We start from the raw sequence: 19,070 nt of genomic DNA, 5'->3' as shown, positions 1-19,070 counted from the left end.
CTTTTTCAGTTCAGTTCCATCCACGCCCTGAGCACTGGCTCGACACCCAGCGGCGCTTGGACTCTCTTCAGGTAGCTGTTTTTGATGTGTTTTTCGACTCGTTCGCGTGCTTGTTTCAGCGTCGTTTGCTCGATTTCGCAGTGACGCGTGGTATCCGGCGTGGCGCGGATCGAATCGACGATCTGCGGCGCGTCTTCCAAAATGTCGCCGCTGGCAAGATCGAACAGGTACCACTGCACGTAACCTGCTTGCAGCGTCCACTGCGACTGATCTTCAGAGTGTTCTTCGCCCGCCTGTTTTGCGGGCAAGGCGAAGCAGAAAAACACGGCACGACAATTGGGTTCCATGTTTTCTTTCCCGCTGAATACCTTGCCCGGCAGGGCTTGTAGACGAGCTTCAAGTTCCGGCTGCGCCTTTAGCAGAGCCTGCAATTCTAGATGCATCGACTCCACGGGTGAGAGGGTGCCTTCGTAAGCGTCGGTGAACTCCTTGAGCGCCTGATAGTCGTCCTCCGGTGTCAACAGTTTTTTGCCTTCAATGCCGAAGGTTCTGGAAATGCGCAGAGTCTTCTTGGAGACGGTGCGGAACAGCCGCAGCAGTTCATCCAGTTCGTCCGGTGGCAAAAAGTTCCAGTAGGCGGTTTCGCCGCGCAACTTATTCTGTTCCGGGTGGTCGGCAAGCAACCGTGCTTCGACTTCGGGGTCCATGCGTCGATCCACGCGGCCGATTCGCTGCATCAGACGGACGGGGTTCCAGTGCAGGTCGTAGTTGATGATACGAGTAGCATCTTGGAGGTTTAGCCCTTCGGACAGCACGTCCGTAGAAATCAGGACCCGAATTTCCGATTTACCCTCTTCGACCAACTTCGGACTGGAAGACCCATTGTAGTAAGGTGAGAAGCGCGTGACGACTTCGCCACGATCGACCTTGGTGGCGCTGTCGATTTCTTCGACACCTTCGATGCCAGCATCGATGAGTTGCTGCTTGAGATAGCGTGCCGTGGTCATGAACTCACTGAAGATCAGCACCTTGTGCTCCTTTAATACGGGGTCCCTCTTGAGCAAGGCGATCAGGGCCTGCAGCTTTTTGTCCTGCGACGGCTTGAATTTGTCCAGTTCTTTCAGGAAAGCGGCAATCTGATCAAGATCAAGGATCGTCTCGGCGATGATTTCATCGATCTTGAACTGATCGCGCGGCAATTTTTCGACAGCCTCGAGCAACTCTTCTGGAACAATATCTTCGTCGGCGTCCTCGTCGCTGGAGTCACCAAACAGCTCATACTGGTTCTGATGAACGTAATCGACAAATGACGAATGCTGGTTCTTCCAGCGTTCCAGCAGACGCTTCTCATGCGACGTCTCCGCATGAACTTCCACCCATGCCAACAACTTGAGGAGCAGATTCCAGCAGGAAGAACGGAAGGCATGCACTGAGCTTTCAAAACGTTTGAGGAACTGTGTTCGGATGAGTGAAACGACCTGTTTCTGGCGTCCTTCGGCCAAGGCATCGATGTCTTGTTCCTGACCGGTATAGTAGTTGTAGGGATAATAGATAGCGAGAGAGAACAACGGCTTCTGCTTGCTGAAGGCGTCCTCTAACATTTGCAACAACTTGCCGTAGGTCTGCTTGACCGAGTACGGCTGGACTTTCGGTTCCCGCGGCTGAGGGAAGAGAATCTCTCCGGTACCAGTAGCTTCCAGACTCTTGCGCACGTAAGCGCGGCTACGCTGGACAACAAGCGATTGGAACAACGCGTCCGTGCCGAGCACTCCGTCGGCTTCAATCTGGTCGGTCTGCATAACCTCGCCGTCGTCGCCAGACCGGTCTAGCGACCGCTCAAGCTCTTTTTCCATCTTGCGGAAATGGCCCGGCAATGAGTGAATACCAAGCGGAGCGTCCTTGAAGTAGTCAGCCTGTCGACGGGAGAACAACTCAATCATGTGCTGCAAATCGCGCAGCCGGTTGTTGATCGGCGTGGCGGTGAGCATAAAAAGGGCCTTGCCATCAGCCAACTGATACAGCTTCCAGTAGCGCGACTGTGGATCACTCGGATCGCCCTTCGTCCCAGTGTTGCGGAAATGGTGGGCTTCATCGACGATGATCACATCTGCGCGATCACGAACGCTAGCGATATCTTCGGCCGTCTGACCACCACGCATCAGATCGGTGTGGTTAAAGATCTCGAGCTGGCTGTATTTGCCAAAAAGGTGCGGTAGGCGCTGTCGGAGCGCGCGTTCCCAGACTGGTTTGCGAGCTGACTTCGGAACGAAGAGCGCCACTTTTAGACGGTCATGCACGATTAGACGTTCGATCAGCATCAGGCCGACATACGTTTTCCCCAAGCCAACGCCATCACATAGGAACGCGCCCTTGTAACGGCTCGCCCGCTTGAGCAAAGCGTGGTAACCCTCGCGCTGATAGGGTGCAAGAATCTTGTAGACTGCCGAATGTTCACGCTCCCACTCAGTTGCCGTAAGCTCGTGACCGCGGAAAAATTCAAGCAGTGATTTGGCATAGACTTCGAATGGCGAGTACTCCTCGATATGCCGTTCGATGACCTTGAGCAAATCCGGTGTCACGTCGTCCGCAGCCTCCCAGTGATGCTCGTACCACTCTTGGAGGACGGCAACTGGGGTACCGGTGATCTGTACATTGAGTTCGATATTCTGGGTTAAGCCAAGGTGCGTGAAATTGGAGGAGCCAACTAAGGCAGATGAGCCAATGACGTCCATTCTGGCGTGGGTGATATACGCCTTTGCATGGAATTTGTCTTTACGGTACACGCGGCATTGAATCTGTCCGCTGCGAATAGCATCGACAATGGCAGCGACACCTTCCAAGAAGTCGTTCTTCTTTTTTTCCGCTTCGATGCTTTGGTCAAGCCGTCCCGCCACACGGACTAAGCCTTCTTCAAATGCTCTCTTGGTCCGCCGGGAGATTTCGTCGCCCATTAGTATCCGAATACTTCCAACTTGCTTCCATTCGGCTCCCAAGGCAAGTAAGGCCCCGATTTCAAAATACCCCGTGGCAATGTCGATCGACTTCGAGAGTTGACACCAGTCGCGCAGATAGCGGACAGCTTTCCAGTCGTCGTTGCTATTATCGACAATGAACAGTTCGCTGCCGGCTAGGCTTGTTCGATTCGGCACGTATTAGCTCCTTTTGCCTTCATGTCGCCCTTGTTCTCCGCGTCCGTGTCACTCTTGGCTCGAAGCTGTTGGGACAGTAAAACGTCGCGATTCCATTGGCCGCAATGCCGGTCTTACAACGTTCCGGCCCGTTGCCTGAACATCTCCCTCCATTTCCGGAATGGAAACGGAAAGGTGTCGAAGAGCCTGCGAAAGGGTTTCAGCGATCCAGACCGGTTGGGTGTGAGTTCCAAAGGATGGCGTGGGCCAGCGAGATTACGATCGCGCAGTGTGAGGCATAAAACGCCTTGTGTTAATTCGTCCGCGGCCGCGCTTCCCTGTAATCGATTCGTTGATACCTTGCGCCGCGAGTGTTTGCGCACTGAACCAGCCTGCGTCCATCGGCATTGCGCGCGACTTCCATCGGGTGCTGACCAACGTGAGCCGCTGGCACATGTAGTTTTAGGTAGTCGCCACTGCTTTGCGGTGCCTCCACCCCGATTGCACTGAAACTCCGTAGGCCGTTCTCGACGGTTGAGTCGTTCACCACCTGATGGCAGCAGTCCACATTTTGACACAGCCAACCGTTTTCGGTCGTTACACGGGGTGCAACCGGTTGATCTTTACGAAGACACTGCCGCGGTCGACTGTTCCGCTAGGTGCTTGCGCATGCATGCAAGCGTGCGCGAAGTGGATACAGTCTCGCAGTCGATGCGACCGTCTCCGATTGGATGGCTCAGATCCAATGCCTTTGCGCCAAGTCCTGAATGAGACCGCTTTATTGACAAGGACATGAGTCTGCCGCTGCACCTCACCGCATCGAGCAGCAAGCGTCCCGTCCTCGCAAGGGGCGGCCATTCTGGCAATGGCGAAATGACGAACGTAGATTATCTGGGTTTGCCGAAACGGCCCAACGGCTACGGCCGCCAAATTAACCGGATGTGATCTACATAGTGAAGCTGATCTGCCAAATCCAATTATCCCACTCGAACGTCTTCTGCACGCAGGGCCTCAAGGGCCAACCGGCGCGCGAAGGGGGGGCCGCATAGCCGGCGATCATCTCCTCCTGCCGCGAATGCGCGTAGTCCGCATACGCGTCGGTCGCACGGATCAGCGCCGCGAGCAGAGGCCTGCATTGATCGTCCATCTTGGCGATCGCCTCGTCGCGTTTATTAACGAGCGCGAGACCGACAATGTCGGTCGCGACGGGGGCGTACGCAGTCTCCACGCGGTTCATCTCGGCCACGAGGCTGCGCGCTTTCTCGCTCGCGTCGGAGGCCTTCACCATCTCGTTCAGCTTCTTCAGGTTCGCCGTTACATCTCCGTGCGCGCGCGCCACCAACGCTTTCTCCATGTCGAGGTCTTCGGGCTTCACCACGAGCACGAGGTTGCGGGCCGCGATCGCGCGACGGTCGACAGCTGTCCGCACCTGTACGGCCATGTCGGCACGCGCGTTGATGCCGCGCACGAAGCTGGAGAACCCATCGGTCGAATCGCTCAGCGACTTGAGGGAAAGTCCCGCAACCGCGACGACGATCAGGGACAACGTGCCGAAGCCGGCAATCAGCTTCGCTTTAATACTGAACTGGTTCAAGGCGGCCATATATTTTTGCTTCTCCAAGGACGAAACCTGGACGTTTCGTTATGGACTCTCAGGTCCGGAATGGGAGCGTCTATGTAACCGCCGTGCTTCCCGACGGTCCCGCGCAGTGTTGCGATTGCGTGCGAGCACGAAACCGGCATTCCATTTACTGGTTATCGGGTCGCGCCGGGCGGACTTGAGGGAGGCGGGGTAATCCATTGCGGACTTAGCATGAGATCGCCACAGAACATGGGCGTCGCGGCGGCAGCGTCACCCAATCAGCATACGACGCGGCAACCGCCAGTCGTGGCGACACAGGCCGCGAACGCAGTAGCGCAACGCGGCGTCGAGCGATGAGTGCGGTCGCGTAAGCGGTTTAAAAGCCGCGCGCTAGGCACTAAAGACCCGTCTTTTCGATCATTTGCGCAAGATGACCTCTGTTACGCTACGGGTTCGCCAGACGCGATCCCCGGTGGACGCGTCTCTCCCTTCTCCTAGCGCGTGAAGACCGCGCATGCCCAAACCGAACCTAATGGTCACGCGTCGTCCGAACTTCATCATTGCGATCAGTGGCGTCCTGGCCAGCGCAATCCTGGCCATTGCAGTGTGGGTGCTGGCCCAGATGCACGACGACGCGTTGCGGCGCGCGCAGGATTCTGTGTTCAACGTCTCGCTGCTGGTCGAGCGCGACGTGTCGCGCAATCTGGAAATCTACGACCTGTCGATACGGACGGTGATCGAAGGGCTCAAGCAGCCACGCGTGCTGCAACTGGAGCCTTCGCTGCGTCAGATGGTGTTGTTCGACGGCTCGGCATCCGCGAAAGACATGGGCTCGATCCTCGTGATCGACGAAACCGGCTATATCAAGTTCGATTCGCAGTCCGTTACGCCGCGCCATGTCTATCTCGCCGACCGCGACTACTTCAAGGTGCATCGCGATTCGCCCAACGTGGGGTTGTACGTGAGTCGCCCGTTCATGCCGCGCGCGACGGGCACTGATATGAGCATCGGCTTGAGCCGGCGCATTTCGCGGCCGGACGGCAGCTTCGGCGGCGTGGTGGTCGGCACCATGCGGCTGAAATACTTTCGCAGCCTCTTCAACGGTATGAACCTCGGCGCCGGCGGTTCAATGGCGCTCATGCTAGGCGACGGCACGATGCTGATGCGGCGTCCGTACGACCCGAAGACGATCGGCATCAATCTCACGGGTACCTCCAACTATTCGCGCTTCGTCGCGCAGCCGAGCGGCGACTTCTTCGGCACCGCGGCGATCGACGGCGTCGAGCGCTGGTACGCGTTTCGCCACATCGACATGTATCCGCTGATCCTCGATGTCGCGCTGTCCACGCGCGACATCTACGTGGGCTGGCGGCGGCGCGCATGGATCATAGGCTCGCTGATCGGCGCGCTCGACCTCACGCTGATCGCGCTGGCCGTGCTGTTCGCGCAGCAGATGCGGCGCCGTCTCCTCGCCGAGGAAGAGTTGCACAGGCTCGCGCGAACGGACGGTCTCACGGGCGTGGACAACCGCCGCACCTTCGAGGAAGCCGCGGAGAAGGAGTGGCGCCGCGCGCAGCGCAACGGCGGACCGCTTGCCATGCTGCTGATCGACGTCGACAGTTTCAAGGGCTTCAACGATCTGTACGGCCACTCGGCCGGCGACGACGCGCTGATCGCGGTGGCTCACTGCATCTCGCACAACGTGCGGCGTCCCGGCGACACGGCGGCGCGCTACGGCGGCGAAGAGTTCGCCGTTCTGCTGCCGGACACCGACGAAGCAGGCGCTATCTGCATTGCAGAGAAAATCCGCGCGGCGGTCCAGGCGCTCGGTCTTGGACATGTGGCGAGCTCGCACCACGTGTTGACGGTCAGCATCGGCGTAGCCACTACGCAAGGCGAGGCCTTCACGACGAGCCGCGCGCTCGTCAATGCCGCGGACCAGGCTTTGTACGCCGCGAAAGACGCCGGCCGCAATCGCGTCGTGCCATACCGAACAGTGGGAACCGGCGCATCGGCGAATGGGCGCGCTGTCGTGGTGGTGGCTGGCCATTGAGTCTCACTAATTATACCCGGGTAATATATTGTTTCTTAATTTAATCCGGGTATAATTCGACAACTTTCCGACCTGGAGTTTGTCGTGACCACGTACTGCACCACCTGCACGGCCTTCGAAGGCCATCGCCTCATCGCCTCGGGTCAGTTGCCCGCAGTGGCGCTCGCCGTCAAGGAAGTGATCGCGCGAGGTGAGCAAGCGCCCGTTCTGGTTTTCGACGACGCCACGGCCGCCCCGGTCGAATTCGATCTGCGCGGCACTGCTGAGGAGATCATCGCGCGCCTGGGCCGCGCGTCGCCCGCCGCTCATTCGCACAACGACGCAAACAACGACGCAAGCAACGATGCAGCCGCCGAGCCCGACACACCGCGCGGTCGCGGACGCCCCAAGCTAGGCGTCGTCGCGCGTGAAGTCACCTTGTTGCCGCGTCATTGGGACTGGCTGAACGCGCAGCCGGGCGGCGCGTCGGTCGCGTTGCGCAAGCTCGTGGAGACGGCGCGCGCTAATGGCGAGCAGCGCGAGCGCAAACGCGCGGCGCAAGAAGCGGTGTATCGCTTCATGACCGCGCTGGCCGGCAACCTGCCGGATTACGAGGACGCCACTCGCGCGCTCTATGCAGGCGATCGACCGCGCTTCGAAGAGAAAATCGCCGGATGGCCGGCGGACGTCCGCGCCTATGCATTGCGGCTCGCCGGCAGCGCGTTCGAGGCGCAAGCGTGAATCGCGTTGAACGCGACGCCCAGGCGAAAAAAAACCGCTCACACTCGGTCGAGCGTGAGCGGAAAAGTCGGAGAGTTACAACAACATCGCATGCGCTACATGGGGTCAACGCAGCGGGAGAAGTCTAAGAGGCGAATCAACACACTTCTATCGGACGAATCTCAAACGCATGCATGCGCGTTTGTCACGGCTCCGTCTGCCAGGCATTCCTTACATTATCCTGTCCCGCTTATTCCAGGCATTTAGCGCTTCAAGTCAGCACCGTCAGCGCCGTAAAAGAAAGGTGAGCGCCGCTGCGTCTCCACGTCCTGCATGCATGACTCATCGCAAGGAGTCGCGACATGTTTGCAACGATGCAGCGGCGAGCATTCCGTTGTGACTTCCGAAGGATGTTCAAATGAAGTGGTTCGACCGCATGACCGTGTTCAGGAAACTGCTGCTGGCGTTTGCCGTTGTGATTGGATTTTCCGTGGTGATCGGCGGCACTTCGCTGAAAACGCTGTCGTCGATGCATGACATCACCGATGCGATCTGCGACAAATACATGGACGGCCTTTACTGGCTGGAAGAGGCGAACCGCCACAAGATCGACGCCGACCTCGCCGCCGCAAATCTCGGCTACGTGACCGACGACGCGGGGCGTCAGAAGCTGAAGGACAGCATCCTCGGCTCGCTCAAGCTGATGCATGAGGGCTACGAACGGTATCGCGCGACTATCGTCACCGCCAAAGGCCGGCAGATGTTCGACGACGTGCTGGGCAAGTCGGCGGAGTGGGAAGGCATCGTGCATCAGCAGATCGGACTCGCGCCGATTCCGGCCGGCGTCGACAACAACGAACTCGTGCGCCGCGCGATTGCGTCGAGCGAGGCATTGCGCGATCGCATCACGGCGTTGATCGACTATCGCCGTCAACAAGGCAACGACGCGCAGGCGGAAGCAACCAGCGAATATCAGCGCATGCGCATTGCGATGGTCGCATTGGTGCTCGGCGCGATCGTCGCGGGCGGCGTGCTCGCTGCGATGATCGCGCGGCGCTTGTCGCGTCAGTTGGGCGGCGAGCCGGATTACGCAATGCAGCTTGCCAACCGTATCGCCGATGGCGATCTCAGCGTGCGCGTCGAGACCCGCGCCGGCGACACGCACAGCATGCTCTACGCGCTGCGCAACATGCGTGAGCGGCTCGCCGCGATCGTGTCGGGCATCAGCGAATCGAGCGAATCCATTCTGACGGCGTCGGGCGAGATCGCGCAAGGCAACACCGACCTGTCGCAGCGCACCGAAGAGCAGGCTGCGGCCTTGCAGCAAACGGCGTCGAGCATGCAGCAACTGACGTCGACGGTGAAGCAGAACGCCGAAAACGCGCAGCAGGCGGGCGGCGTCGCGCACGGCGCAGCGGAAGTGGCGGCGCGCGGCAGTGGTCTTGTCGACGACGTCGTGGAAACGATGCGCGAACTGGCTGCCGGCTCGAAACGCATGACCGATATCATCGCGGTGATCGAAGGCATCGCGTTTCAGACCAACATTCTGGCGCTGAACGCAGCGGTCGAAGCGGCACGCGCCGGCGAACAGGGACGCGGCTTCGCGGTCGTCGCCGGGGAAGTGCGCTCGCTCGCACAGCGCAGCGCGGTGTCGGCGAAAGAGATCAAGGAACTGATCGAAAGCTCGACGGCACGCGTGGGCAGCGGCGCGGAACTCGCCGAGCGGGCCGGCCAGACGATGGCTGAAGTGACTCAGGCGATCAAACGCGTGACGGATCTCATGGGCGAGATTTCGTCGGCGTCGCAGGAGCAAAGCACGGGCATCGAGGGCGTGAGCCGGGCGGTCGCGCAAATGGACGACGTGACCCAGCAGAACGCCGCGCTCGTCGAGCAGGCTGCGGCTGCGGCCTCGTCGATGGCGGATCAGGCGAGACAGCTGCAGCAAGCGGTGACTGTGTTTTCGCTCGAAGCGACGCGCGAGTGATTGGGTTCACGTCATCGCGCGACGTGTTGTTTCAACGGACTGCACGCCATATTGTTCGCGCTTGCCACCTCCAATGGCACTCCGTACACTCGCGCGTAATTCCCGCACGGCGTTTGTTTTTTGCGCCGTCGTCCACGAAAAACGCCGAATAGAGGAGAACCCCCGCGATGGCCGATTCCTATTTTCCCCGCTGGCGCGCGCAGCCAGACGCCGTCGAGGGGCGCATCGTCGGCACCGACGAGCGCCTCGCGTGGCCGCAGATGTTCGCGATGGGCATTCAGCACGTCGTCGCCATGTTCGGCTCCACGGTGCTCGCGCCGTTGCTGATGGGCTTCGATCCGAACCTCTGCATCTTCATGTCGGGCATCGGCACGCTGCTGTTCTTCGTGCTGGTCGGCGGCCGCGTACCGAGCTATCTGGGCTCGAGCTTCGCGTTCATCGGTCTCGTGATCGCAATCACGGGCTACGGCGGCCACGGGCCGAATATGAACATTCCGCTCGCGCTGGGCGGCATTATCGCGTGCGGCGTGGTGTACGCGATCATCGGGCTGATCGTGTCGGCGGTCGGCACGCGCTGGATAGAAACGCTGATGCCGCCGGTCGTGACTGGTGCGATCGTGTGCGTGATCGGTCTGAACCTCGCACCTATTGCGGTGCGCGGCGTGAGCGCCAGCAACTTCGATTCGTGGATGGCGTTGGTCACCGTGCTGTGCGTCGGCGCCGTCGCCGTGTTTGGACGCGGCATGCTGCAACGTCTGCTGATTCTGGTCGGCTTGCTGATGGCGTATGTGATTTACGCAATCGTGACGAACGGCCTCGGCATGGGCAAGCCCATCGACTTTTCGATTGTGGCTAACGCTGCGTGGTTCGGTATGCCGCACTTCACGGCACCGGTGTTCGACATGCAGGCCATGACGTTGCTCGCGCCGATCGCGGTAATTCTCGTCGCCGAAAACCTTGGGCATATCAAGGCGGTAAGTGCGATGACCGGGCAGAACCTCGACCGCTTTATCGGCCGCGCCTTTCTCGGCGACGGACTCGCGACAGTCGTCTCGGGTTTCGCCGGCGGCACGGGCGTGACGACGTATGCTGAAAACATCGGCGTGATGGCCGTGACCAAAATCTATTCGACGCTGGTGTTCGTCATTGCCGCTTTGATTGCGCTGGTGCTGGGCTTTTCGCCGAAGTTCGGCGCGGTCATCCAGACCATTCCGGGTCCGGTGCTCGGCGGCGTTTCGATTGTCGTGTTCGGTCTTATCGCGGTGACGGGCGCGCGCATCTGGGTGGTCAACAAGGTGGACTTCTCGGACAACCGCAATCTGATCGTGGCCGCTGTCACGCTGGTACTCGGCGCAGGCGACTTCTCGCTGAAGCTCGGCGGCTTCGGTCTTGGCGGCATCGGCACCGCGACTTTCGGCGCGATCATTCTTTACGCGCTGCTCAGAAGGAAGCCGGCGCAAGGTCCGGTGGCCTGACGGTTCTCGCGGCGGCGCGCGTACCTTCAACAAAGGTCCGCCGCCGCACTTTGAGCAGTAGCTGTTTTACTTCCTGCGCGCGGTCAGCGCCGTCTCCGACAGATCCACTTCGCGCATGAGCTTGTTGAACGTCTCGTCGTTGATGGCCTGACTGCTGCGCAAGCTTAGAAACACCTGACGCTCCGCACGCATTGCCGAGAGCTTCATGCGAAATTCCAATGCATCTGCGCGCCGTGCCATCTCGCGCGGTTCGCGGTCCTCACCGAGTGCGGTGAGCCTGCGACGATAAATGTCCATCACGCGCGCGGTCACATCGGCCGCATATGCCGAGGCGGATTCGTCGAGGTTCGCGCACTCCTTGTCATGCACGTTGTCGACAGCGCGAATTGCGGCTTGCGCGGCCATCGTTCGTGCAAGCGCTTCTTCCGCTGCGTGCGGGTCTTTGCCGCGGCGCCATCCGCGCAATAGCAGCGGCAGCGCGATCACAGCGACGACCAGCGACAACAGGATCACGCCGGATGCGATGAATATCGCGAGGTCACGCCCAGGCAACGGTGCGCCGTTCGGCAGCATCTCCGGCAGCGACAACACGCCGGCGAGCGTCACCGCTCCGCGCACGCCAGCGACCGTCGTGACTCCCACGGTGCGCAATCCCGGCACCGCGTTGGCGACGCCCCGCCGGGTCGCGCCACGGCTCGCGAACCAGCGCAGCAGCCAGACCCACACGAAGCGCAACGTGTAGAGCGCCGCCGCAACAGCCGCGATATACCCGATCAGCAGCCCGACTTGCACGTCGCTCGTCTGATGCGCGTCGAGCAGCGCGCGGCCGAGAATGTGCGGGAACTGCAGCCCCAGCAGAATGAACACCATGCCGTTGAAGACGAACTCGATCATGGTCCAGGTGCTGCTCGCGCGCACTCGCGATGCCACCGGCCCGGATGTTGCCAGCGTCGTGTAGTTCATCATCATGCCGGCCGCGACCGCCGCGAGAATCCCCGAGAGTTCGAGGCGTTCCGCGATCAGGTATGCGGCGAACGGAATCAGCAACGTCATCACGACGCCGGGCGCCGGGTCGCCTTCTTCGGCGAGGTTCAGAAAGCGCACCGAGATAAAACTGAAGAGCCAGCTCACCGCTGCGCCCGTCGCGAGACCGCCTGCGGCGATGATCACAAAGCTGATCGACGCGTCGCGCAATGAGAAGACGCCGGTGAGCGCGGCGGCGATCGCGAATTTCAGCGCGACGAGGCCGGAGGCGTCGTTCATCAACGCTTCGCCTTCCAGAATGTGCATCAGTCTGCCCGGAATCTCGCCCTTGCCCGCGATGCCGGAAAGCGCAACCGCATCGGTCGGCGACAGCACGGCGGCAAGTGCGAACGCGACAGGCAGCGGCATCGACGGTACGAGCGCATGCACGAAGTAGCCGACGGCGAGCACCGTCATGAAGACGAGGCCGAGCGCGAGCATCAGGATCGAGCGGCGCGCCATGAAAAATTCCCGCTTGGGAATGCGCCATCCGTCCGCGAAAAGCAGCGGCGGAATGAACAGCATCATGAAGATTTCCGGATCGAAGGTGACGTGCAATCCGAGCTTCGGCCAGGCGAGCATCGCGCCGATTGCGATCTGAACCAGCGGCAACGGTAACGGCGCCAGGCGGGTCACGACACCCGACCCGGCCACGGCAAGCAGAAGAATCAATACGGTGAAGACGATTTCCATCGGTACGAGACTTGGAAAGATAACGGAGATGCGGACAAAGATTTTGCGCCGGCGCGTCGCACCTCGCAAAGCCGGCGCGCAAGCGGCATGGGGCGCGTCGGCGTGCTTGACAGGAATCATGGAGTCGCGCGGCGCAGCGCGAATGCCAGGTGTCGACCGCGAGTTTAGCCTGTGAGTTTGACCCGCGCAGCGTGTCCGCGCCGCGCGGCGTACTTCAGCGACTCCGCCGGGACTGCGCCACGCTGCACAAAGGCCGCTTGTTCTGGCTGCACGCTAAAGGTGCGCCCGCGCCCTGCTGTGGCGCATGTGCCGTGCCGCCGGTGCAATCTTTCACGCGAGTTACATGTCTATGTGCGCGAGCGCGCGCATGGAGCTTGCTTAAGCCATATCGATGACGCACATTTTGGAGCAATGGCGCCGTGGGTTGTTCGCACCCGCGTTCGACCGGCCCGGCTCTCGCGTGAGAGGATTGCATGACGATTGCGCAACAGGAAAGGACGGCTACCGCGCGCCACGGCTTCGACGTCGAAATGACGTCCGGCCTGGAACGCTTCTCGGTGCAGCACGGCGAGCTGACGCTCACGAGCGTGTTTCAACCCATCTTCAGTCTGTCGCATATGCGGGCGGTCGGCTATGAAGGCTTGCTGCGCGCTCACGACATGCTCGACCGGCCGGTCTCGCCGCTCGACGTATTCGGCGAGGCGGCGCGCGTGGGCGATGTGTTGCAGCTGGACCGGCTTGCGCAGACGCTGCATCTGGAAAACTTCAAGGTGCTAGGCGCCGAACGCGAGTGGCTGTTCCTCAACGTGCACCCGGGCGCGCTCACCGATCCGTATCTGTCCGCTGCGTTACTGGCTACGCTCAAGCGCCTCGGCTTGCCGCCGAGGCGCATCGTGCTAGAAGTGCTCGAACAGCGCGCGGAAGATCTGGAACGTCTCGCGGATGCCGTGCGCCAGTTCCGCGAGCGCGGCTTCCTGATCGCACTCGACGATTTCGGCGCGGGACATTCGAACGTCGAGCGCATCTGGCAATTGAATCCGGACATTGTGAAGCTCGACCGCATCATGCTGTCGCACGCCGCGCATCGGGCCGACATGGGGACGATTCTGCCGGGCCTCGTCGCGTTGCTGCACGAAGCGGGCAAGCTCGTGCTTGTCGAAGGCGTGGAAACGGAACACGAGGCGCAAATGGCGCTTGCCTGCAATGCCGACTTCGTTCAAGGGTTTTTCTTCGGACGCCCGAACCCGGGGGCGGCCGACGCAACGCACGCGGCGACTTGCATCAGCGAACTCACCGAGCGTTATCGCGATCAGATGGAAGCACGCGAGCGCCGCAACGCGAGCCGCCTCGCTCCCTATCTGCGCGCGTTCGAACGTGCGGCGGAACGGCTCGCAGCCGGTGAGCCGCTCGAAGAAGTGTGCTGGAATTTCCTCGCGCTCGATCACGCCGCGCGCTGCTTTCTGCTCGACGCGAAAGGGCTGCAGGCGGGGCGCAACGTCGTGCTGCGAGCCGATCGCGCGGCGCATGAAACGCGCTTCTTGCCGCTTGCCGATGCGCAAGGCGCGAACTGGCTGCGTCGTCCGTACTTTCGCGATGCGATCAACTCGCCCGAGCGCGTGCATGTGACGCGTCCGTATCTGTCGATCAACGAAGCGTTGCCGTGCGTGACGTTGTCGGTGGCGACGCGCGTCGGTGCGCAGACCTGCGTGCTGTGCGGCGACATCGACTGGATCGACGAATAGCGCTTCTGCGATGATGTCGTTTTCAACGACACCCGGCTGCGCTCATGTCCGTACTGCTAGAAGTCATCGCCACTACTGTCGCCGACGCGCGGCTCGCCGCGCAAGCGGGCGCCGACCGGCTCGAACTCGTGACCGCGATGGGCGAGGGCGGGCTCACGCCGAGCATCGGCTTGATCGAAGCGGTGGTCGATGCGGTCAGCGTGCCCGTCAATGTGATCGTGCGCCCTCACAGCCGTTCTTTCGTCTACGACGCCGACGACTTCGCGGTGATGCTGCGCGACGTGCGGGCGGTCAAGGCGGCGGGCGCGAACGGTGTGGTGATCGGCATGTTGAACGCGGACGGCGAGATCGACCGCGAACAACTTGCGCGTGCAATCGACGCCGCCGATGATCTCGCGATTACTTTCCATCGCGCGTTCGACGAAGCCCGCGATCAGCAAAAAGCGCTAGATGTGCTGCTCGGTTTCGATGCGGTGACGAATGTGCTGACCTCGGGCGGCAAGCCGTCGGTGCTCGATGCCGAAGCGACGATTCGCGAACTGGTGCGCCAGGCGGCGGAGTCGCGCTGCACGGTGCTGGCAGGCGCGGGCCTGACTGTCGATGCCGTTGCGGGCTTCGTGAGCAGGACGGGAGTCGAAGCGGTGCACTTCGGGTCGGGCGTCCGCACCGGCGGTAACGGGCTCGCCCCGGTCGAAAGCGCAAAGGTCGCTCAGGTGAGGGCATTGCTGGATGCCGAGGCGAAAAGCTAGCGCGCGGGCTGAATCGCCAGGCAGAAAAAAAGCCGCTACGTGCATGTGCACGAGCGGCTTTGTTGTAGGCGTCGGCAAGGCCGGTGCCTCGTAGCGCTTACTTCGCGACTACCACTGGAATTCCGCGCAACTGCCCAGCGCCTTTCACTTCCTCCAGCGATTTCTTTACCGACGCCCCGGTCGCCGCTTCAATCTGCAAACGCGCGGCGAGATCGCGCTCGCCCCGCTTGACGCCCGCCAGATTCGCGAGCTTCACATGGCCGTAACCGCGCACACGGGCATGCAGATCGGCGAGCTTCGCGACGTCTTCGAGATTGTCGGCGTCGAGCTTGGCGAGCGCTCGCTGCAACGTGGTTTCGTAATCGTCCGCGAGTTCGTGCTCCATTTTGCGCTCGAGCGTGCGGCCAAACGGGTCGAGCATCGTGCCGCGAAGGCCGCGCACCTTTGCGAGTACGCCGAGAACGGGCCACATCCATTGGCCGAAGGTTTTTTTCGTCGGATTCGCGCCGGAATGCGCGCGCGTGAGTGTGGGCGGCGCCAGATTGAACTTGATGCCGAAGTCCTTGCCGGCCACGCCTTCGAATTGCGCTTCGAGTGCTTCCCGGAACGCGGCATCGGTATGCAGGCGCGCGACTTCGTATTCGTCCTTCACCGCCAGCAGACGATAGAACGTCGTAGCCACCGCACGCGTCACGCGTTCGCTGTTTGCGTCGACCGCGCTTTCCGCACGGCGCGCAGCATCGACCAGCGCACGGTAGCGCTTCACATAGCTTGCGCCGCCGTAAATTTGCAGACGGCCTTCGCGATGCGCAATCAGTTCGTCGAGTGTATCTACGCGCACCGTCTGCTTCGCGGCATGCCGCGCCTGCCACAGCGATTCGAGCGCGGCAGGATCTTCCGCAGCGAGCCGGCCGATGGAAAACGCCAGTTGATTCATCTGCACAGCCACGTTGTTCAGTTCGATTGCGAGCATCAACGCGCCGAACGACACGGGCACGAGTCCAAGCTGCCACGCATAACCGAGCATCAGAATGTTAGCGCCGATGGTGTCGCCGAGAAAACGCGTGGCGAGCGCCTGCGCGTCGCAAGTCGACATGCGTTCAGCGCCGGCTGCATGGCGCATCTTGTCGATCAACGCGTCGGCATGCAGCGTAGCGTCCGGGTTCTGCACGAACGTGGCGTTCGGAATGGCATGCGTGTTGACGACGATGCGCGTGCGGCCATGACGCACCGTCTGCAATGCATCGGCGCTCGCGCCGACCACCATGTCGCAGGCGAGCAGCACGTCCGCTTGCTGCGTGTCGATGCGAACCTGGTTGAGCCACTCGTCGCGCGCAGCAAAGCGCACGAACGACAACACCGAGCCGCCCTTTTGCGCAAAGCCCATGAAGTCGAGCACCGACGCGCTCTTGCCTTCCAGATGCGCAGCCATGCTGATCAACGCGCCGACCGTCACGACGCCCGTGCCGCCGACACCCGTTACTAGGATGTCGTACGGTGCGGCATCGAGCTGCGTGGCGGGTAGCCGCAACGCGTTGACGCGCTCAGCCAATGCTTGCGGATCGAACGCGGCGCCCGCGGCTTTCTTCAGCTTGCCGCCTTCGACTGTCACGAAGCTCGGGCAAAAGCCGTTCACGCATGAGTAGTCTTTATTGCACGACGATTGATCGATGCGACGCTTGCGTCCCAATGCTGTTTCGACGGGTTCAACCGACAGGCAATTGGACTGCACGCCGCAATCGCCGCAGCCTTCGCAGACCTCTTCGTTGATGAAGAGGCGTTTGTCCGGATCGGGGAATTCGCCCTTTTTGCGGCGACGCCGTTTTTCGGCGGCGCACGTCTGGTCGTAGATCAGTACGGTCACGCCGTCGGTGTCGCGCAATTCGCGCTGCACGGTGTCCATTTCGCTACGGTGATGGAACGTCGTGCCCTTCGGGAAAAGATCGTGATGGCCGTCGTATTTCTCCGGCTCGTCGCTGACCACGACGAAGCGCGACACGCCTTCGGCTTCCACCTGACGCGCGATCTGCGGCACGGAGATGCTGCCGTCCACGGGCTGGCCGCCCGTCATCGCGACGGCGTCGTTGTAGAGAATCTTGTAGGTGATGGTGGCTTTCGCCGCGACCGCCTGACGGATCGCGAGAATGCCGGAGTGAAAGTACGTACCGTCGCCGAGATTCTGGAAGACGTGACGCGTTTTCGTGAACATCGAATGCGACGCCCAGTCCACGCCTTCGCCGCCCATCTGAATGAGACCGGTGGTGTCGCGCTCCATCCACGAAGCCATGAAGTGACAGCCGATGCCTGCTTGCGCAATCGAGCCTTCAGGCACTTTCGTCGACGTGTTGTGCGGACAGCCCGAGCAGAAATACGGCGTGCGCTTCACGCTGTCCGCGGCGTTGGAGAGAATTTGCGGCGCGACCAGATCGACCACGCGTTCGCGGCGATCGAGCGCCGGCTTGTGCTTCGCGAGCCAGTTGGCGAACACCGGCAAGATGCGCGAAGGCCGCAATTCGCCTAGCGACGAGAGCAGCATGCTGCCGTCTTGCGCGTGCTTGCCGATCACGGCCGGCCGCGCACCTTGCGTACGGTTGTACAGATAGTCCTTGATCTGCTGCTCGATGACCGGGCCTTTCTCCTCGATCACGAGCACTTCGGAAAGACCTGCGACGAACGTGTCGATGCGCGTCATTTCCAGCGGGAACGACAAGCCCACTTTGTAGATACGCACACCGGCCGCGTCGAGATCGGCGACGGTCAGGTCGAGGCGGCGCAACGTTTCCATCAAGTCCAGATGCGCCTTGCCGCATGTGACGATGCCCACGTCCGCATGCGGGCTCGGCGCGATCCATTTGTCGATGCTGTTGGTTTTGGCAAAGTGACGTACGGCGTCGAGCTTCGCGTGCATTCGCGATTCGATGGTGAGGCTCGGCAGATCAGGCCAGCGATTATGCAAGCCGCCCGACGGTGCTTCGAAATCCTCCGGTGCGGTCCAGTCGGTTCGCAGCGCATCCAGGTCGACCGTCGAGCCGGATTCGACCGTTTCGGAGATCGCCTTGTAGCCGACCCACGCGCCCGAAAAGCGCGACAGCGCCCAGCCGTACAGCCCGAATTCGAGCATGTCCGCAATGTTCGACGGATTCACGACCGGCATGTGCCACGCCATCATCGCAAAGTCGCTTTGATGCGGCATCGACGAAGACACGCAGCCGTGGTCGTCGCCGGCCACGACCAGCACGCCGCCGTGCGGCGACGAGCCGTACGCGTTGCCGTGCTTCAGCGCGTCGCCCGCGCGATCCACGCCGGGGCCCTTGCCGTACCACATCGCGAACACGCCTTCGACGGTGCGCTCCGGGTCCGCTTCCACGCGCTGCGTGCCGAGCACGGCGGTGCCGCCGAGTTCTTCATTGATGGCGGGCAGGAAGCGAATATCGCCCGCGCTGAGCAGTTTCTTCGCTTTCCACAATTGCTGATCGACCATGCCGAGCGGCGAGCCCCGATAGCCGCTGATAAAGCCCGCGGTGTTCATGCCGCGCGCCTGGTCGAGTGAGCGCTGCATGAGCGCGAGGCGCACCAGCGCCTGGGTGCCGGTCAGAAAAATCCGGCCGCGGGTCGCGGTGAGATTGTCGGACAGCTTGTAGTCGGAAAGTGCGGGCGTGCCGTCGATGGGCAGACGAGCGGTCATAGGTGAGTCTCCAATCCCATGCGTGATGGTTGCTGTTGTGCATTCGGCGCGCGTCCTCGGGACGCCGAGGTGCCGCAGCGAAAGAGACTCTATTTTTTAGCGCCAATCGGAGTGGATTTTTTCTACTTTGCTCCTGCGTCAGCGAATGAGCGCGAGGAGCGACCGGTTTTAAGCCGCTTTTGAGATAGATATGCCACGCAAACGGTGGCTGCGGGTATGCCCTGGGGCGATGCAGGCAATGGCCCGGCTTTGGTTTG

The 19,070-nt window shown here is 61.4% G+C and carries 10 protein-coding genes and 1 pseudogene; 7 read left to right on the top strand and 4 right to left on the bottom strand.

What is annotated here, in order from left to right:
- Nucleotides 1-5: 5 nt before the first annotated feature.
- Nucleotides 6-3,149, bottom strand: coding sequence for a helicase-related protein (locus tag JMY24_RS14485; RefSeq protein WP_201702293.1), 3,144 nt, complete (start codon nucleotides 3,147-3,149; stop codon nucleotides 6-8).
- 771 nt (nucleotides 3,150-3,920) lie between these two features.
- Here JMY24_RS14485 and JMY24_RS14480 point away from each other — a divergent pair.
- A complete protein-coding gene (locus JMY24_RS14480; protein ID WP_164853378.1) occupies nucleotides 3,921-4,073 on the top strand; it encodes a hypothetical protein in 153 nt (50 codons plus the stop codon).
- 94 nt (nucleotides 4,074-4,167) lie between these two features.
- On the opposite strand, the pseudogene JMY24_RS14475 reads toward JMY24_RS14480, so the two are convergent.
- Nucleotides 4,168-4,731 (bottom strand): annotated as a pseudogene (locus JMY24_RS14475) (MCP four helix bundle domain-containing protein); the annotation flags it as partial.
- Between the two features lie 493 nt (nucleotides 4,732-5,224).
- Here JMY24_RS14475 and JMY24_RS14470 point away from each other — a divergent pair.
- The 4 genes from JMY24_RS14470 to JMY24_RS14455 all read left to right on the top strand — a co-directional run bounded on the left by JMY24_RS14470 (nucleotide 5,225) and on the right by JMY24_RS14455 (nucleotide 10,921).
- Nucleotides 5,225-6,763, top strand: a complete 1,539-nt coding sequence (locus tag JMY24_RS14470) for a sensor domain-containing diguanylate cyclase (protein WP_128589411.1) — start codon at nucleotides 5,225-5,227, stop codon at nucleotides 6,761-6,763.
- A gap of 84 nt (nucleotides 6,764-6,847) precedes the next feature.
- A complete protein-coding gene (locus JMY24_RS14465) occupies nucleotides 6,848-7,483 on the top strand; it encodes a DUF2239 family protein (protein WP_128594126.1) in 636 nt (211 codons plus the stop codon).
- Between the two features lie 397 nt (nucleotides 7,484-7,880).
- On the top strand, nucleotides 7,881-9,446 hold the full coding sequence (locus JMY24_RS14460; protein WP_128594127.1) for a methyl-accepting chemotaxis protein: 1,566 nt from the start codon (nucleotides 7,881-7,883) through the stop codon (nucleotides 9,444-9,446).
- 167 nt (nucleotides 9,447-9,613) lie between these two features.
- Nucleotides 9,614-10,921, top strand: coding sequence for a solute carrier family 23 protein (locus tag JMY24_RS14455; protein ID WP_128594128.1), 1,308 nt, complete (start codon nucleotides 9,614-9,616; stop codon nucleotides 10,919-10,921).
- Nucleotides 10,922-10,987: 66 nt separating this feature from the next.
- Here JMY24_RS14455 and JMY24_RS14450 read toward each other — a convergent pair whose 3' ends face one another.
- Complete coding sequence (locus JMY24_RS14450) at nucleotides 10,988-12,637, bottom strand: Na+/H+ antiporter (RefSeq protein WP_201702292.1); 1,650 nt, start codon at nucleotides 12,635-12,637, stop codon at nucleotides 10,988-10,990.
- A gap of 473 nt (nucleotides 12,638-13,110) precedes the next feature.
- Between JMY24_RS14450 and JMY24_RS14445 the strand changes: the two genes are divergently transcribed.
- Nucleotides 13,111-14,379 carry a sensor domain-containing phosphodiesterase gene (locus JMY24_RS14445; RefSeq protein ID WP_128594133.1) on the top strand — a complete coding sequence of 423 codons (1,269 nt, stop codon included), beginning with the start codon at nucleotides 13,111-13,113 and terminating at the stop codon, nucleotides 14,377-14,379.
- Nucleotides 14,380-14,423: 44 nt separating this feature from the next.
- Nucleotides 14,424-15,128, top strand: a complete 705-nt coding sequence (locus JMY24_RS14440; protein ID WP_128594134.1) for a copper homeostasis protein CutC — start codon at nucleotides 14,424-14,426, stop codon at nucleotides 15,126-15,128.
- 97 nt (nucleotides 15,129-15,225) lie between these two features.
- On the opposite strand, the gene JMY24_RS14435 is transcribed toward JMY24_RS14440, so the two are convergent.
- Nucleotides 15,226-18,813, bottom strand: coding sequence for an indolepyruvate ferredoxin oxidoreductase family protein (locus JMY24_RS14435; RefSeq protein WP_201702291.1), 3,588 nt, complete (start codon nucleotides 18,811-18,813; stop codon nucleotides 15,226-15,228).
- Between the last annotated feature and the right edge of the window lie 257 nt (nucleotides 18,814-19,070).

It is taken from the genome of Paraburkholderia kirstenboschensis (assembly GCF_904848585.1).
Taxonomy (GTDB): Bacteria; Pseudomonadota; Gammaproteobacteria; order Burkholderiales; family Burkholderiaceae; genus Paraburkholderia; species Paraburkholderia kirstenboschensis.
This window is presented reverse-complemented; position numbering and strand designations above follow the sequence as displayed.

Excerpts from the sequence above, each read along its gene's own strand:
- JMY24_RS14435 (WP_201702291.1), bottom strand. The coding sequence starts at position 18,813 with ATGACCGCTCGTCTGCCCATCGACGGCACGCCCGCACTTTCCGACTAC.
- JMY24_RS14445 (WP_128594133.1), top strand. The coding sequence starts at position 13,111 with ATGACGATTGCGCAACAGGAAAGGACGGCTACCGCGCGCCACGGCTTC.
- JMY24_RS14470 (WP_128589411.1), top strand. The coding sequence starts at position 5,225 with ATGCCCAAACCGAACCTAATGGTCACGCGTCGTCCGAACTTCATCATT.
- JMY24_RS14480 (WP_164853378.1), top strand. The coding sequence starts at position 3,921 with ATGAGTCTGCCGCTGCACCTCACCGCATCGAGCAGCAAGCGTCCCGTC.
- JMY24_RS14450 (WP_201702292.1), bottom strand. The coding sequence starts at position 12,637 with ATGGAAATCGTCTTCACCGTATTGATTCTTCTGCTTGCCGTGGCCGGG.
- JMY24_RS14440 (WP_128594134.1), top strand. The coding sequence starts at position 14,424 with ATGTCCGTACTGCTAGAAGTCATCGCCACTACTGTCGCCGACGCGCGG.
- JMY24_RS14455 (WP_128594128.1), top strand. The coding sequence starts at position 9,614 with ATGGCCGATTCCTATTTTCCCCGCTGGCGCGCGCAGCCAGACGCCGTC.
- JMY24_RS14460 (WP_128594127.1), top strand. The coding sequence starts at position 7,881 with ATGAAGTGGTTCGACCGCATGACCGTGTTCAGGAAACTGCTGCTGGCG.